The organism is Enterobacter sp. B79-1 (assembly GCF_057444735.1).
The window spans coordinates 1,479,175-1,494,514 of record NZ_JBYAZJ010000001.1; the positions used below are offsets into that span (position 1 = coordinate 1,479,175).

The following is a 15,340-nucleotide window of genomic DNA, read 5'->3' on the forward strand; positions in this document are numbered from 1 at the left end:
TGAAATGGGCGCGGGGGCGCCCATTGATTGCCGGGTGGCACTTCGTTTACCCGGCCTACGATACTGTAGGCCTGTGCAAGCGCAGCGCCGCCAGGCTTTACAGACTTAGATTTTGCCGACCAGGTCCAGGGATGGAGCCAGCGTCGCTTCGCCTTCTTTCCATTTCGCCGGGCACACTTCGCCTGGGTGAGAAGCCACGTACTGAGCAGCTTTCACTTTACGCAGCAGGTCAGAAGCATCACGGCCGATACCTTCAGCGGTAACTTCGATAGCCTGGATAATGCCCTGCGGGTCAACAACGAAGGTGGCACGGTCAGCCAGGCCTTCATCTTCACGCATGTTGTCGAAGTTACGGGTCAGGGCGCCAGTCGGGTCGCCGATCATCGCGTATTTGATTTTCGCGATGGTTTCAGAGCTGCTGTGCCATGCTTTGTGGGTGAAGTGGGTATCGGTAGACACTGAGTAAACGTCTACGCCCAGCTTCTGCAGTTCGTCGTAATGGTCCGCTACGTCACCCAGTTCAGTCGGGCAAACGAAGGTAAAGTCAGCCGGATAGAAGAAGAAGACACTCCAGCGGCCTTCGGTATCTTTCTCGGTAACTTCGATGAACTCACCGTTTTTGAACGCCTGGTTTTTGAAAGGTTTAATTTTGGTATTAATCAAAGACATCTGTACTTCCTCCGTGTTTTCGTTGAGATGTAAGGTAACCAACTTTATTCATCGGGGCTAATGCGTATGCTTTATCAAATCAATCAGCCAAACCTTACAACCTCGACAAGACAACAAGGTGAACCTTTTACAGGAAAGCCTGAAAGTAAAAAGGCCGCCTCAACGGGCGGCCCTGATACCTGAATTCCCCGCAGGTACATTCAGTGCCAGCCGAAACTGGCGTTGCGTTGCGCTCTACAACCTAGAGTATCAAGGCGGTAACAGCGCTTTGATTACACCATCCGTCCCGGCGTTGAGCAATCCATAAGAGTGGCATTCCTGCCTATGACTGTGATAGGCAAAATCGAAAATAATTTCGGAAGGTTATAGATTTAATTTCATTATGAATTTCCCGCCATATATAAATGTCGTTTGTCATTCAAAAAAGCCAATCAGACTTTAAAGATAAAATTATCTTAATCGCTCTTGAAGTTCTATTTCATTAATCTGACGCCGTGATATATTAAGATGATTTTAAAATAAAATTAAGTCAGTGAACCACAAAGATTGTAAATGGTTAACTTCAATCTATAGTTATCAGTAATGTGATAACTTCAGCAAACCCGGCATCCGCAGGACTAAAAATGGCAAATCTCTATGAGCTTAAAAAATTCGATCTCAATCTGTTAGTCATTTTCGAATGTATTTACCAACATCTCAGTATCAGTAAGGCCGCCGAGACGCTCTATATCACGCCTTCTGCCGTGAGCCAGTCGCTGCAACGCCTGCGCAACCAGCTCAATGACCCCCTCTTTATCCGTTCCGGCAAGGGGATTACACCGACCACGGTAGGCATCAACCTGCACCACCATCTTGAACAGAATCTCAACCAGATTGAGCAAACGATCAACCTGATGCATCACTCTGGGGTCAAGAAAAACTTCGTCATTTACTGCTCTCAAATGGTGTCGCCCGGTTATATGCTCGAACCAATGAAGCTGTTAATGTCTGAGGAAGATTACGAGGTAGAACAACGTGATATGCTTATCTCTCCGGAATCAGCGGAGGACCTGCTTGCGTACCGTAAAGCGGACCTGATCTTTACGATTGCACCGGTGAAAAACCACTCTGTTGTGTGTACCCTCTTTACGACGGTGCCTATCGTGCTGATCTGCCGAGAAGACCATCCGAGGATCGGCGAGCAGGCCAGTACCGAGGCGTTATACCGCGAGAAGTACACCTTTTATCGGAGTGCTCACCCGGGCGTTAAAGAGTTTCAGAATCGCGCCAATGGGGTTTTCCCGGAACGAAACATTGCTTTTCGCACGGACTCCGTCAGTTCGCTTATCTCCATGGTTAGCTCATCCGAGCTCTTAGGCTTCATTCCCGTATCCATCTATGAAACATATAAAGAGGCGTTGAAACTAAAAAGGGTTGAGACCCCGTTTACACTGCCCGAAATACATATTTATATGCTCTACAGTCGTTCATCACTGAACAGCAGCGTTTTTTCAACATTCATTGAAAAAATGCATAAGCTCTGTATTGCTGCGCCCTCTGATTAAGAATCATTTCCAGGATGGGAAATAAAAAAATCACACATTGAAAAAATGATTTCGTGAAAGTAAGGGAAATTACTTTCATAATAAGCTTGAATTTCATTTAGGCATTTACCACGCAGGATGCGATGAACCATGTCGATCTATAAAATCCCACTACGGGAAAATGTTCTTGAAGCCGCTGTAGAACGCATAGACTGGACGCTTAACAATTTTCCAAGGGTGTGCGTCTCCTTTTCTGGCGGAAAAGATTCTACCGTGATGCTACATCTTGTCGCCCGGCAGGCACGGCGGCTAAAACGAAAAATAGATATCTTATTTATGGACTGGGAAGCGCAGTTCTCATTAACCATTAAGCATATTGAAACAGTACGAGCGCTTTATCAGGACGTCATTAATCAGTTCTGGTGGGTCGCGCTACCGATAACCACCCAGAACTCCCTGTCTCAGTTTCAACCTGAATGGCAATGCTGGGCGCCCGACACTCACTGGGTTCGTCAACCGCCAGAAGATGCCATTACCGATCCACACTATTTCGATTTTTATCAGCAGGGTATGACGTTCGAAGCCTTCGTCCGCGATTTTGCGGAATGGTACGCACAAAAACGCCCTGCAGCAGTCATGGTTGGGATCCGCGCCGATGAATCCTATAACCGCTTTCTGGCCATCGCTTCAGCGCGTAAACAACGGTTCTCTGATGACAAACCCTGGACGACGGTCGCACCGGGTGGGCACGCCTGGTATATCTACCCGCTTTATGACTGGAAAACGGCCGATATCTGGACCTGGTTTGCAAAAACCGGCTGCTGCTACAACCCACTTTACGACCTGATGTACCAGGCCGGCGTGCCCCCGCGCTACATGCGTATCTGCGAACCTTTTGGTCCCGAGCAGCGTCAGGGACTCTGGCTCTACCATGTGGTCGAACCCGATCGCTGGGCCGCCATGTGCGAACGCGTCAGCGGGGTACGCAGCGGGGGAATTTACGCAGGTCACGACAACCACTTTTATGGTCACCGCAAAATACTCAAACCCGAACATCTTTGCTGGCGCGAATACGCCATGCTGCTGCTCGACAGCATGCCACAAAATACCGCTGAGCATTACCGCAATAAAATCGCGGTGTATCTGCACTGGTATCAAAAGCGAGGCATGGCCGCTATTCCCGACACCCAGGACGGGGATATCGGTGCCAAAGACATACCCTCATGGCGACGTATTTGTAAGGTTTTACTTAATAACGATTACTGGTGCCGGGCACTTTCCTTCAGCCCAAATAAACCCAAACATTATCAGCGCTACAGCGACAGAATGAAGGCGAAACGCAAGGAGTGGGGCATTTTATGCGACAGCGAATAATCAACGAAATAGATATCTACCTGCAGTCACTTCCCGAAGAGGATCGAATAAACGCCATTAACGCCCTGCGAGTCGCGATACACAAAAACAGCCCGTTTAGCGAGCAACCTATAGACTGCGTGCTCTGGGTGAAACAGGACGATATCACCGCCAACGACTACAACCCCAATAACGTTGCGCCACCGGAAAAACGGTTACTAAGCAAATCCCTTGAACTTGATGGATTCACGCAACCTATCGTTGTGACGCAAAATGCATCTCAGCACTACGAAATTGTCGATGGTTTTCATCGCCATGAGATTGGCACCAACCGGGCGTCGTTAAAGCGCCAGCTCAAAGGGTACTTGCCCGTCACCTGCCTGCGCGAAGATCGGCAGGACAAACATAACCGCATGGCGGCGACCATTCGCCATAACCGCGCGCGCGGGCGGCACCAGATCAACGCCATGTCAGAGATTGTTCGTGAACTGGTTCAGCTTGGCTGGAACGACGAGAGGATTGGCAAGGAGCTGGGGATGGATAACGATGAAGTGTTGCGCCTCAAGCAAATCAACGGCCTGCTGGAACTCTTCGCAGACCGTCGTTACTCAGAAGCCTGGACGGTAAAATAATCAGAGCGCGTTAAGGCGCTCTGCCGCCGCAAGCAGCGTCGATTCCTGCTTCGCAAAACAAAGACGGATCAGCTTATGCGGGAAGGGATCGGCGCAGAACACCGACAGCGGAATGGCGGCCACGCCCACCTCTTTTGTTAACCACTGGCAAAAGCTAACGTCGTCAAGATCGGAAATCGCGCTGTAGTCCGCGAGCAGGAAGTAGGTCCCTTCCGAGGGTAAAATTTCCAGACGGCTTTGACTCAGCGCCGCCACAAACAGATCCCGACGTTCACGATAGAAGTGCGGCAACTCGCGGTAATGCCCGGGTTCAGCGCGCAGCATATCCGCCAGCGCCAGCTGAGCAGGCGTATTCACGGCAAATGTCAGGTACTGGTGCACCTTGCGCAGCTCCGCGCTAATGGCGGCCGGTGCCACGCTATATCCCACTTTCCAGCCGGTCATATGATAGGTTTTACCAAATGACGACACGGAGATTGCCCGCTCGCGAAGCTGCGGATGCGCCAGCACGCTGGCGTGCCCTTCCTCTGCAAAGCAGATGTGCTCGTAGACTTCATCGCTCAGTACGTAAATCTCACGTTCGGCAATGGCCTGCCACAGCGCGGCGAAATCGGCCTTTTGCCACACCGTCGCCGACGGGTTGTGCGGCGTATTCAGGATCACCAGACGGGTTTTATCGCTCAGCAGCGCGGCAAACGCCTGCCAGTCAGGGCGGAAATGCGGTGGCTGGAGCGCCACGCGTTTCACCACGCCGCCGGAAAGCTCGATGGCTGGCGCGTAGCTGTCGTAGCTCGGATCAAAACAAATGACTTCATCGCCCGCACGCACCAGCGCGGTAATCGCCGCATACAGCGCTTCGGTCGCCCCGGCCGTCACCGTGATGTCGCTGTTCGCATCGGGCTTATAGCCATACAGCTCAGCCGTTTTATCCGCAATGGCATCCCGCAGCGCCTGCACGCCGGTCATCGGCGCGTACTGGTTCGCCCCCTGCGCCACGTGGTAGGCCAGACGTTCCTGCAGATAGGTCGGGCCGTCGAAATCCGGGAACCCCTGCGAAAGGTTAATGGCGTTGTGCTGCTGTGCCAGGGCGCTCATCTGCGTAAAGATGGTGGTCCCGAGATTGGGAAGTTTACTCTGCGGAATCAATGCGTTATTGCTCATCGTGTCGTGCCTGCTTGTAATACTTATGTTGCTGCCACTATAACACGATGTTAGTCTTTGGCAATCAAGACGCTTAGACGTCTATACCCTAAATAATTCGAGTTGCAGGAAGGCGGCAAGGGAACGAATCCCCGGGAGCGTACATAAGTACGTGACTGGGGTGAGTGAGTGCAGCCAACGCACCTGCAATTTGAAGTATGACGGGTATAAACCATATGAATATTCCTGGCCGCGAGGGTAAAAGGAAATGACAGACAACCTGCAACTCACACATCTGGTCGACGCCTGCCGCTGGATTGGCGCCAAAGGCTGGGCACCCGCCACCGGCGGCAACATGTCGATGCGTCAGGACGAACGCCTGTGCTGGCTCAGCGAATCCGGCAAAGACAAAGGCAGTCTGACGACGGAGGATTTTCTGCAGGTGGAGATCGCCACCAACCGTGCGCCGTCTGGCCGTAAACCGTCGGCAGAGACCGGGCTGCATACCCTCATCTATCGCCTGTTTCCCGAGGCCAACGCTGTCCTGCATGTACATACCGTCAACGCTACGGTTCTGTCGCGTCTGGTCAAAGAAGCCGAGCTCAACATCAGCGGCTTTGAGATGCAAAAATCCCTCACCGGACAGACCACGCATCTGGATACGGTTTCCATCCCGGTATTTGATAACGACCAGGACATCGATGCCCTCGCCTCGCGCATCGCCCATTACGCGCAGGAACGCCCGCTTAATTATGGTTTTCTTCTGCGCGGTCATGGCTTAACCTGCTGGGGACGCGACGTGGCCGAAGCCCGCCGTCATCTGGAAGGACTGGAATTCCTGTTTGAATGTGAAATGCGTTTACGACAACTGGAGAGAGTATGATTCGCGCAATTGTGACGGATATTGAAGGCACCACCAGCGATATCCGTTTTGTCCATGATGTTTTGTTCCCCTATGCGCGTGAGCGGCTGGCGGCCTTCGTCACCACGCAGCAGTACGCCGAGCCGGTCACATCCATTCTGGACAACCTGCGCGATGAAATCGGTCACCCGCACGCCAGCGTCAGCGAGCTTATCGACGCCCTGTTTGCCTTTATGGACGAAGATCGCAAATCCACGGCGCTCAAAGCCCTGCAGGGAATTATCTGGCATGACGGCTACGTGAACGGCGACTTTACCGGCCATCTCTATCCGGACGTGCTGCCTGCGCTGGAAAAATGGAAAGCGCAAGGCATTGATCTCTATGTTTATTCCTCTGGCTCCGTCGCCGCGCAGAAACTGTTATTTGGCTACAGCGACGAAGGTGATATTACTCATCTGTTCAGCGGCTATTTTGATACCCACATCGGCGCCAAGCGCGAAGTGCAGTCTTATCAAAACATTGCGGCACAAACGGGCATCGCCCCGTCGCAGATCCTGTTCCTGTCCGATATTCATCAGGAGCTGGACGCGGCTGAACAGGCAGGTTTTCGCACCCTGCAGCTGATTCGCGGCGATGATGACGGCGCAAGCCATCATCATCAGGTCCACCAGTTTGACGAGATTAATCCGGAGCAGATCCCTTCATGAGCGCATTGACCATTTATTCCGATAAAGACGCCAGTCAGCACCAGTGGCACAGCACCGACGCCGCCGAAATTGCCCAACAGCTCAACGCTAAAGGCGTGCGGTTTGAACGCTGGGCAGCTGACCGCGATTTAGGCCAGGATCCTGCGCCCGAAGCCGTGATCGAGGCGTATCAACATGCAATTGACAAACTGGTCGCAGAAAAGGGTTACCAGAGCTGGGACGTGATCAGCCTGCGCGCCGACAACCCGCAGAAAGAGGCGCTGCGCGCAAAGTTCCTGAACGAACACACCCACGGCGAAGACGAAGTGCGCTTCTTCGTAGAAGGCGCGGGGCTGTTCTGCCTGCATATTGGCGATGAGGTGTATCAGGTGCTGTGCGAGAAAAACGACCTGATTTCCGTGCCCGCGGGTACGCCGCACTGGTTCGATATGGGTTCAGAGCCGAACTTTACGGCGATTCGTATTTTCGATAACCCGGAAGGCTGGGTGGCCCAGTTTACGGGCGATGCGATCGCGGATGCGTATCCACGCCTGGCATAATCTTTTCTCCCTCTCCCCGTGGGAGAGGGCCGGGGTGAGGGCATCAGCGCGCACTACGCGTTAAGCCCTTCACATACCCCACCAGCTGGTCCAGCACAATGCCCCACCCTTCGTGGAAGCCCATCTGCTCATGCTGCTCGCGGATGTCCTTCGTCGGATGACGCGCTATCGCCGTATAGCGGGTTTTCCCCTCGCCGACGTCTTCCAGCAATAAAATCGCCGTCATAAACGGCTTTTCGGCCGGTTTCCAGCCTTCGGTATAACCGTCGGTAAAGACCAGCTTTTTACCGGGATCGATTTCCAGGAAGACACCGCGGTTATCCATACGCTGACCGTCCACCTCAAACACGGTGTTGAACCGCCCGCCCACGCGCAGGTCGAGATCGCATTCGGTCACCTTATGGGGAGCAGGAATGAAGAAGTTTTTGATGTGTTCCGGCGTAGTCCAGCAGAGCCACAGCAGGTCGCGCGGTGCGTCCACCACGCGCTCCAGTTTTAAGTCTGTTTCAGGATCGAGCGTCACGATGTTGTCCTCTCAGGGGAACCCCTTAAAGGATAGCCGGACTCAGGCGAATTTTCCGTTTGCCACTGCTTCCGGCGTGACCACGCCCGTATCCAGCACCCAGCCGCTAATCAGCGAGGCAGGCGTAACGTCAAACGCCGGGTTATAGACCTGCGCGTTTTCCGGCGCCCACTGCACCGCGCCAAAGCTTCCGGCCACGCCCGTCACCTCGCTGGCTGCACGTTGCTCAATCGGGATCGCGTCACCGTTCGGGCAGTCCGGATCGAGGGTCGTTTGCGGGGCAGCCACGTAGAACGGAATACCGTGGAATTTCGCCAGCACCGCCAGAGAATAGGTGCCGATCTTGTTCGCCACGTCGCCGTTGGCGGCAATACGGTCTGCTCCCACCCACACGGCATCTACCTCCCCTTTTGCCATCAGGCTGGCGGCCATGGAATCGGTGATGAGCTGATACGGCACGCCCAGCTCGCCAAGCTCCCACGCGGTCAGCCTGCCGCCCTGCAGTAGCGGACGGGTTTCATCCACCCAGACGTTGCTAACGTTACCGTCCTGATGCGCGCGGGCAATCACGCCCAATGCGGTGCCGACGCCCGCCGTTGCCAACCCGCCAGTGTTGCAGTGGGTCAGCAGACGGCTGCCGGGCTTCACCAGCGCGCTGCCGGCTTTCGCAATCGCGTCGCAAAGCCGCTTGTCTTCGTCAATCAGGCGCAGCGCCTCAGCCACCAGCGCCGGAACATAATCTTCCTGCCACAGCGCAATTTTCATGCGGTCGAGATTGTTCATCAGGTTCACCGCCGTCGGGCGGGAGGCGCGCAGGGTTTCCAGCGCCGCCGCCAATTCGTCGCGGCTTTTGCCGTTTTCCGCCAGCAGCGCCAGCAGCAGGCTTGCAGAGAGACCAATCAGCGGCGCGCCGCGCACCCGCAGGGCATGAATGTGCCCAACCAGCGCCTCTACCGTAGAGGCATCCAGCCAGCGTTTCTCCTGCGGAAGCGCCTGTTGGTCGAGAATAAAGAGCTGATTATTCGCCACCCGCAGGCTGGTCGTCTGTAATGTCTGCATGTCGTTAATTCCCTGTTGCGTTGTTGTAGCACATTGTGTCAGGATGAAATCCAGATGTATAGACGTCTACATGTCTTTATTAGCAAACCCGTGAGGAACAGGCCATGTCGCAATACCGTACCTTTACCGCTCAGGACGCCGTGGAATATGCCAGGCAGTTTGGCGGCCTTGATGACCCATCATCGCTGGTGGAGGCGCAGGAGATAGGCGACGGCAACCTCAATCTGGTCTTTAAAATTTTCGACAGCGCGGGCGCGAGCCGCATCATCGTCAAGCAGGCGCTGCCCTACGTGCGCTGCGTCGGGGAGTCCTGGCCGCTGACGCTGGACCGCGCCCGTCTTGAAGCGCAAACGCTGGTCGAGCACTACCAGCACAGCCCGCAGCACACCGTGAAAATCCACCACTTCGACCCGGAGCTGGCGGTAATGGTGATGGAAGATCTCTCCAGCCATCGCATCTGGCGCGGCGAGCTGATCAACAACATTTACTACCCGCAGGCGGCGCAGCAGCTGGGCGAATACCTCGCGCACGCGCTGTTCCACACCAGCGATTTCTACCTGCACCCGCACGCGAAAAAAGCGCAGGTGGCGAAATTCATCAACCCGGAGATGTGCGAGATCACCGAAGATCTGTTCTTTAACGATCCGTACCAGATCCACGAACGCAACAGCTACCCGGCCGAGCTGGAAAATGACGTTGCGGCCCTGCGCGACGACGCCCAGCTTAAAGTTGCCGTGGCTTCCCTGAAGCACCGTTTCTTTTCTCAGGCTGAAGCCCTGCTGCACGGCGATATCCACAGCGGGTCGATTTTTGTGGCCGACGGCAGCCTGAAGGCCATCGACGCAGAGTTCGGCTATTTCGGGCCGATTGGCTTTGATATCGGCACCGCCATCGGTAACCTGCTGCTGAACTTCTGCGGCCTGCCTGGGCACCTGGGCATTCGCGATGCCGCCGCCGCGCGCGAGCAGCGCCTGACCGATATTCAGGAGCTGTGGAATACCTTCGCGGAACGCTTCCAGGCGCTGGCAAACGAGAAAACCCGTGACGCGGCGCTGAGCGCGCCGGGCTATGCCTCCGCGTTTCTGAAAAAGGTCTGGCACGATGCCATCGGGTTCTGCGGCACCGAGCTGATTCGCCGAAGCGTCGGGCTTTCCCACGTGGCGGATATCGACACCATTGCGGATGACGCCATGCGCCACGAATGCCTGCGCCACGCGATAACGCTTGGCAAAGCCCTGATTGTGATTGCCGACCGCATCGACAGCGCGGAAGAGCTGGTGGCACGAGTGCGGCAGTACAGCTGAGTGCCAGCTTTGTGCCCGGTGGCGCTGCGCTTACCGGGCCTACGATTCGAATGTAGGCCGGGTAAGGCGAAGCCGCCACCCGGCAAAAACTCACCCCAAATACTCAATCACCGATAACCCGCCGTTATAATCCGTGCTGTAAATAATCCCCTGCGCATCCACAAACACGTCGCACGACTGGATCACCTGCGGGCGATTGGGCCGCGTGTCCATCATCTTCTCCGGCGCGGCGGGCACCAGCGCTCCCGTTTCCACCGGTCGATACGGGTTCGAAATATCGTACGCCCGCACGCCCGCGTTCTGATACGTTGCAAAAATCAGCGTTGAGCTGACAAAGCTCCCCGGCCGGTTCTCGTGCAGGTTGTGCGGGCCGAAATGCGCCCCTTTCGCCACGTAGTCGGTTTCATCCGGCTGTGGGAAGGTCGAGACGCTTACCGGGTTCGACGGCTCGCGGATATCAAACAGCCAGATCAGCTTCTCGCCGTCCTCCTGGTTATCCAGCACCGCTTCGTCCAGCACCACCAGCAAATCGCGGTCCGGCAGCGGCAGCGCGGTGTGCGTCCCGCCGCCAAACGGCGGGCTCCAGTTGCGATGGCTAATCAGCTTCGGCTGGGTGCGGTCCTTCACGTCCAGCAGAGTCAGGCCGCCGTCGCGCCAGCTGCCGTAGGCGGTATCACCCGCGATAATCGCGTGGTGCAGCGCGTAGCGTTTCCCTTCCGGCCAGTTCGGCTTCTCCCCTTCGGCCTGGTTCATCCCCGCCAGCCACCAGCGCCCCGCCACTTCAGGCTTACGCGGGTCCGCAAGATCGATGGTCAGGAAGATGTAGTCGGTAAAGCCGTCGATCAGCGCCGACACGTAGGCCCAGCGGCCGCCGACGTACCAGATGCGGTGGATGCCGATGCCGCTCAGCGACAGAAAGCCGATTTCACGCGGCCTGTCCGGCGTGGAGATATCAAACACGCACAGCCCGGCGCTCCAGCCTTTGTCCTGCACGTCGCTGACGGTCTCCCCCACCTGCCGGGTGTAGTAGACCTTTTCGTCGGCAAAGCGGGCATCGGCAAACAGATCCCTGGCGTTGATCACCAGCAGCAGGTCGTCATGCGCCTGCAGGTGCACGTTCCAGGTGCCGGGCGGCGCGGGCACGTAGCCTGCCGTTTTCGGGTTCTTCGGGTCGCGCACGTCGACAATGGAAAAACCCTGCGACACCATATGGCCGATATAGGCGAAACCGCGATGCACCATCAGCTGCACGCCGTCCGGGCGACCGCCCTGGTCGCTATGGCCAATCAGCCGCATATTGCGGCTGTATTCGGGTTGAGGTAATGCAGACATGTATAAGTCCTTTCGCCGGATGGCGGCTACGCCTTATCCGGCCTACAACACCGTAGGCCCGGTAAGCGAAGCGCCACCGGGCATTATTTTGACCTGGCTTCCAGCGTCGCAAACCACGGCGCGATAAAATCTTCCGTCTGGCCCCAGCCCGGAATGATTTTGCCCAGAGACGCCACGTTCACCGGGCCCGGCTGGGCGGTCAGCAGCGCCTGCGGAATGGCCGCCGCTTTGAAATCGTAGGTTGCTGGCGTGGCTTCCCCGGCAATCTTGTTCGCCACCAGACGCACGTTCGTCGCGCCAATCAGCTTCGGATCCACCGCCACGCTCACCTTCCACGAACTGCCCGGCTCGCGCATCAGCTGCAGATCCTGGTTGGAGATATCGATGCTGTAGAGCTTGATCTCGGTGCGGCCGTTCTCTTTCAGCGCCTTATACGCGCCCTGGCTGAAGGCGTCCCAGGTGCCCCAGATGGCGTCGATTTTGCCTTTCGGGTATTTCGCCAGGATCGCGCCCACCTTGTTGGCGGTATCACCCTGCACGTCAGACGAGACCGCGCCGATAGACTCCAGCTCTTTGATGTCCGGATACTGCTTTTGCAGTTCTTTATACGCCGCCTGACGACGCTCCATTGGCGGGAAGCCCGCCACCCACAGCTTGACGATATTGGCCTTGCCGTTGAAATCTTTCGCCAGCTGGCCGAAGGAGAGATTTGTCAGAGAGGCATCGTCCTGCTGGGTGACGGTCACGCCCGGGATCTCACCGTTAACGGCGGTATCAAATACCGAGACTTTGATCCCGGCATCCACCGCTTTCTTCACCAGCGCGGTGGAGTACGGATCGCGCCCCTGAGACAGGATAATCCCGTCATATTTCTGGCTGATCGCCTGGTTCACGAAGTCCTGGAATTTGGCATCGTCCCCGTTGCTTAAAAAGGTGCTGACCTTAAACCCGAGCTTTTTCCCTTCCTGAATCGCACCGGCAATAAACTGCGTGGTGTTGTCGTCTGAGCCGAGGTTACGGATCACCGCGATGCGGATCGGGCCGTCATGGTTGGCAATGGCGGCCGGAAGCGGCGCGGGCGTAGCCGCAAAGCCTGGCAGAGAAGCGAGCAGCCCAAGCGCCACTAAAGAGAGTGCAATCTTTTTCATTTTTTTATCCCGTTGTGTTGTCAGCGTTTTTGTATGTAGGTAATCGCCAGCGCTACCGCAAGCACCAGCCCTTTTATAATGTCCATGGCGTAATACGGGACGGAGAGCATCACCAGCCCGTTCGACAGCACGCCAAGAATGACCGCCCCGACCAGCGTACCCAGCGCGTTCGGCTTGCCTGAACCTGCCAGCGAGAAGCCAATCCACGCCGCCGCCACCGCGTCCATCAGATATCCACCGCCCGCATTCACCTGTGACGAACCGATGCGCGAAGCCAGCAAAATCCCACCCAGTCCCGCCAGCAGCGAGGCGATCACGTAGGCCGCCACCTTGTAGCGCGTGGTGCGAATGCCGGAGAGACGCGCGGCTTCGGGGTTGCCGCCGATGGCGTACATCCGGCGTCCGTGAGTGGTCAACGACAGCCCCAGCTGCGCAAGGACGGTCACCACCAGCATGACGATCACAATCGTCGGCACCTGCCCCAGCAGGCTGAACGCCGCCGGAATGGTTCCTTCCGCCATGTCGCCGCTCGGCAGCACCATGTTCTCGGTAATCGAGCCGCCGTAGCTGTAGGTCATCGCCACGCCCTGGATCACAAACAGGCTGGCAAGCGTCGCGAGCATGTCCGGAATGCGCAGAATGACGATCAGAAAGGCGTTAAACAGCCCCACCAGCGTGCAGAGCGCAAGGGTTATAAGAATCGACTCGGTGGTACCAAAGCCGTGCCAGACGAAAAGGGAAATCACCAGGGCGTTCGCCAGCGAGGCGGTGGATCCAACGGAGAGATCGAACCCGCCGATGGTCAATGAAATCGACACGCCAATGGCAATCACCGTCACGATGGCAATCGAGCGCAGAATATTGATGATGTTGTTCGGATCGAGGAAGCTGTCCGACGCCAGGCCAAAGACGGCCACCAGCGCGACGACGGTTAACAGCATGCCCCACTTGTAGAGAAAATCGAAAATCTGCTGGCGGCCAGACGCCGCCGCGTTCACTGAAAGGGCCTTGCTCACGACGCCGTTCCTCCGGTTGAATAATAAAGTAGTGTCTCTTCGCGGGCCTCGGCCCGGGCGATTTCCGCCACGATGCGCCCGTCCCACAGCACGCAGATGCGGTCGCACAGCCCGACCAGTTCAGCAAACTCGCCCGAGGCGTAAATCACCCCTTTGCCCTCGCGCGCCAGGCCGTCAATCAGCTGGAACAGGTCGGTTTTGGCCTTCACGTCCACGCCCTTGGTCGGCTCGTCGAATATCAGCACGCTGGCGTCATTGCGCAGCCATTTGCCGATGGCGACCTTCTGCTGGTTGCCGCCGGACAGACGTCGCAGTACCTGCCCCGGCCCACGCGCACGCACGCCGACGCGTGCAATCACCTCTTCCGCCCAGCGCCACGCCTGACGATGGCCAAACAGGCTCCAGCGCGAAAAGCTGTTATCGGCGCACACGGCAAGATTCATGCTCACCGGCTCGTCGATAAAAATGCCCTCTTTCCGCCGCTCCTCCGGCACCAGCGCCAGCCCGCGCAGCACGGAGTCTGCCGGGTCGCGCGGCTGCCAGGATTGATGATTAAACTCGCCGTTTGCCACGCGGCTTTTGCTGGCACCAAACAGCGCCTTGCAGAGTTCGGTTTTCCCCGCACCCGCCAGCCCGGCAATCCCGAGGATTTCGCCTTTGCGCAGGTGCAGGGAGATATCTTTCAGCAGCGCGTCGTCGTGCAACCCCTCGACGCGCAGCAGCGTTTCGTCGCCGTGCGGCGGGCGCGCGGGCGGGTAGATATCGCTCAGCACGTGGCCGAGCATCTTCTCGACGATGGCTTCGCCGCTCAGATCGGCCATCGGCCCGGACTCGATCAGCTTGCCGTCGCGGAGCACCGTCAGGGTGTCGCAGATGGCCTTCAGCTCGTGAATGCGGTGGGAGATAAACACCACGCCGATACCCTGCTGCTTTAAACGTCTCACTACCGCAAACAGGCGCTCGCTCTCATGCGCATCCAGCGGCGCAGTGGGTTCATCAAGAACCAAAAAACGGCAGTGGTGGGACAACGCGCGCGCCAGCAAAATCTGCTGCTTCTCGGCCAGCGAACAGCTGTCAATGGAACGGCGTACGTCCAGAGAAACATCCAGCTGCGCCAGCGCCTGTCTCGCCTGCTGGCGGATCGCGCGCCAGTTGAAGCGATGCCCCGGCTGCGCCAGCTGGTCAAGCATGATGTTCTCGGCGATGCTCAACCCCGGGATCAGCGCTACGTCCACCTCCTGCTGCACGAGGTGGATCCCCAGCCGTTTGGCATCAAGCGGTTCGCGGATCGTCACCGGCTGGTTGTTAATGCTGATCTCACCCTCATAGTGGTCGTGCGTGCCGCACAGCACCGCCATCAGGGTCGATTTCCCCGCACCGTTGGCACCGGTTAGCGCATGTACGGATCCGCCGGTTAAGGTGAAATTCACGCGCGACAGCGCCTGAAAGCCGGAAAAGGCCAGGCTGATACCGCGCATCTCAAGGCGACTGGAAACCATCCGCGTAAATCCTTCATTACTCTTCTGATTTATC

The 15,340-nt window shown here is 56.9% G+C and carries 15 protein-coding genes; 7 read left to right on the top strand and 8 right to left on the bottom strand.

All coding sequences use genetic code 11. The features are described 5' to 3' along the window. Nucleotides 1–105: 105 nt before the first annotated feature. Entirely contained in the window at nucleotides 106–669 is a 564-nt protein-coding gene (gene ahpC, locus AC2T6E_RS07180; RefSeq protein WP_008501015.1) for an alkyl hydroperoxide reductase subunit C, read from the bottom strand. A 623-nt stretch (nucleotides 670–1,292) separates the two neighbouring features. On the opposite strand from ahpC, the gene citR reads away from it, so the two are divergent. The 3 genes from citR (at nucleotide 1,293) to AC2T6E_RS07195 (ending at nucleotide 4,177) form a co-directional block, all read left to right on the top strand. Further along, nucleotides 1,293–2,213 (top strand): DNA-binding transcriptional repressor CitR, encoded by a 921-nt coding sequence (citR, locus tag AC2T6E_RS07185; RefSeq protein ID WP_108415845.1) that lies wholly within the window; start codon nucleotides 1,293–1,295, stop codon nucleotides 2,211–2,213. Between the two features lie 129 nt (nucleotides 2,214–2,342). Then, the gene (locus AC2T6E_RS07190) at nucleotides 2,343–3,566 is read left to right on the top strand and encodes a phosphoadenosine phosphosulfate reductase (protein ID WP_486691048.1); all 1,224 of its coding nucleotides are present in this window, start codon (nucleotides 2,343–2,345) and stop codon (nucleotides 3,564–3,566) included. Then, nucleotides 3,551–4,177 (top strand): IbrB-like domain-containing protein, encoded by a 627-nt coding sequence (locus tag AC2T6E_RS07195; protein ID WP_486691050.1) that lies wholly within the window; start codon nucleotides 3,551–3,553, stop codon nucleotides 4,175–4,177. The genes AC2T6E_RS07190 and AC2T6E_RS07195 overlap by 16 nt, the downstream gene beginning before the upstream one ends. Here the strand turns inward: AC2T6E_RS07195 and AC2T6E_RS07200 are convergent, their stop codons facing one another. Further along, entirely contained in the window at nucleotides 4,178–5,338 is a 1,161-nt protein-coding gene (locus tag AC2T6E_RS07200; protein ID WP_486691052.1) for a pyridoxal phosphate-dependent aminotransferase, read from the bottom strand. It lies immediately after the preceding gene. Nucleotides 5,339–5,585: 247 nt separating this feature from the next. On the opposite strand from AC2T6E_RS07200, the gene AC2T6E_RS07205 reads away from it, so the two are divergent. From AC2T6E_RS07205 to AC2T6E_RS07215, 3 genes are read left to right on the top strand one after another with little or no spacing between them, the layout of a single operon-like run. Further along, nucleotides 5,586–6,200, top strand: coding sequence for a methylthioribulose 1-phosphate dehydratase (locus tag AC2T6E_RS07205; RefSeq protein WP_486691054.1), 615 nt, complete (start codon nucleotides 5,586–5,588; stop codon nucleotides 6,198–6,200). Next, complete coding sequence (gene mtnC / locus AC2T6E_RS07210; protein ID WP_320741733.1) at nucleotides 6,197–6,886, top strand: acireductone synthase; 690 nt, start codon at nucleotides 6,197–6,199, stop codon at nucleotides 6,884–6,886. The genes AC2T6E_RS07205 and mtnC overlap by 4 nt, the downstream gene beginning before the upstream one ends. Next, nucleotides 6,883–7,425: a 1,2-dihydroxy-3-keto-5-methylthiopentene dioxygenase gene (locus AC2T6E_RS07215; RefSeq protein ID WP_010428475.1), complete on the top strand. Its 543-nt coding sequence runs from the start codon at nucleotides 6,883–6,885 to the stop codon at nucleotides 7,423–7,425. The genes mtnC and AC2T6E_RS07215 overlap by 4 nt, the downstream gene beginning before the upstream one ends. Nucleotides 7,426–7,468: 43 nt before the next feature. On the opposite strand, the gene AC2T6E_RS07220 is transcribed toward AC2T6E_RS07215, so the two are convergent. Together AC2T6E_RS07220 and mtnA are read right to left on the bottom strand one after the other, a co-directional pair. Then, nucleotides 7,469–7,948 (bottom strand): SRPBCC family protein, encoded by a 480-nt coding sequence (locus tag AC2T6E_RS07220; protein WP_010428473.1) that lies wholly within the window; start codon nucleotides 7,946–7,948, stop codon nucleotides 7,469–7,471. Between the two features lie 42 nt (nucleotides 7,949–7,990). Continuing rightward, complete coding sequence (mtnA, locus tag AC2T6E_RS07225) at nucleotides 7,991–9,007, bottom strand: S-methyl-5-thioribose-1-phosphate isomerase (protein ID WP_214594385.1); 1,017 nt, start codon at nucleotides 9,005–9,007, stop codon at nucleotides 7,991–7,993. Nucleotides 9,008–9,111: 104 nt separating this feature from the next. On the opposite strand from mtnA, the gene mtnK reads away from it, so the two are divergent. After that, nucleotides 9,112–10,311, top strand: a complete 1,200-nt coding sequence (gene mtnK / locus AC2T6E_RS07230) for an S-methyl-5-thioribose kinase (RefSeq protein WP_214605412.1) — start codon at nucleotides 9,112–9,114, stop codon at nucleotides 10,309–10,311. A 90-nt stretch (nucleotides 10,312–10,401) separates the two neighbouring features. Here mtnK and AC2T6E_RS07235 read toward each other — a convergent pair whose 3' ends face one another. The 4 genes from AC2T6E_RS07235 to AC2T6E_RS07250 form a co-directional block, all read right to left on the bottom strand. Beyond that, entirely contained in the window at nucleotides 10,402–11,643 is a 1,242-nt protein-coding gene (locus tag AC2T6E_RS07235) for an LVIVD repeat-containing protein (protein WP_486691059.1), read from the bottom strand. Nucleotides 11,644–11,726: 83 nt separating this feature from the next. Then, nucleotides 11,727–12,791, bottom strand: coding sequence for a sugar ABC transporter substrate-binding protein (locus AC2T6E_RS07240; RefSeq protein ID WP_427353420.1), 1,065 nt, complete (start codon nucleotides 12,789–12,791; stop codon nucleotides 11,727–11,729). Between the two features lie 20 nt (nucleotides 12,792–12,811). Further along, the gene (locus AC2T6E_RS07245) at nucleotides 12,812–13,807 is read right to left on the bottom strand and encodes an ABC transporter permease (RefSeq protein WP_039024441.1); all 996 of its coding nucleotides are present in this window, start codon (nucleotides 13,805–13,807) and stop codon (nucleotides 12,812–12,814) included. Further along, nucleotides 13,804–15,306: a sugar ABC transporter ATP-binding protein gene (locus AC2T6E_RS07250; protein WP_486691062.1), complete on the bottom strand. Its 1,503-nt coding sequence runs from the start codon at nucleotides 15,304–15,306 to the stop codon at nucleotides 13,804–13,806. Before AC2T6E_RS07250 ends, AC2T6E_RS07245 begins: the two co-directional genes overlap by 4 nt. Nucleotides 15,307–15,340: the final 34 nt, after the last annotated feature.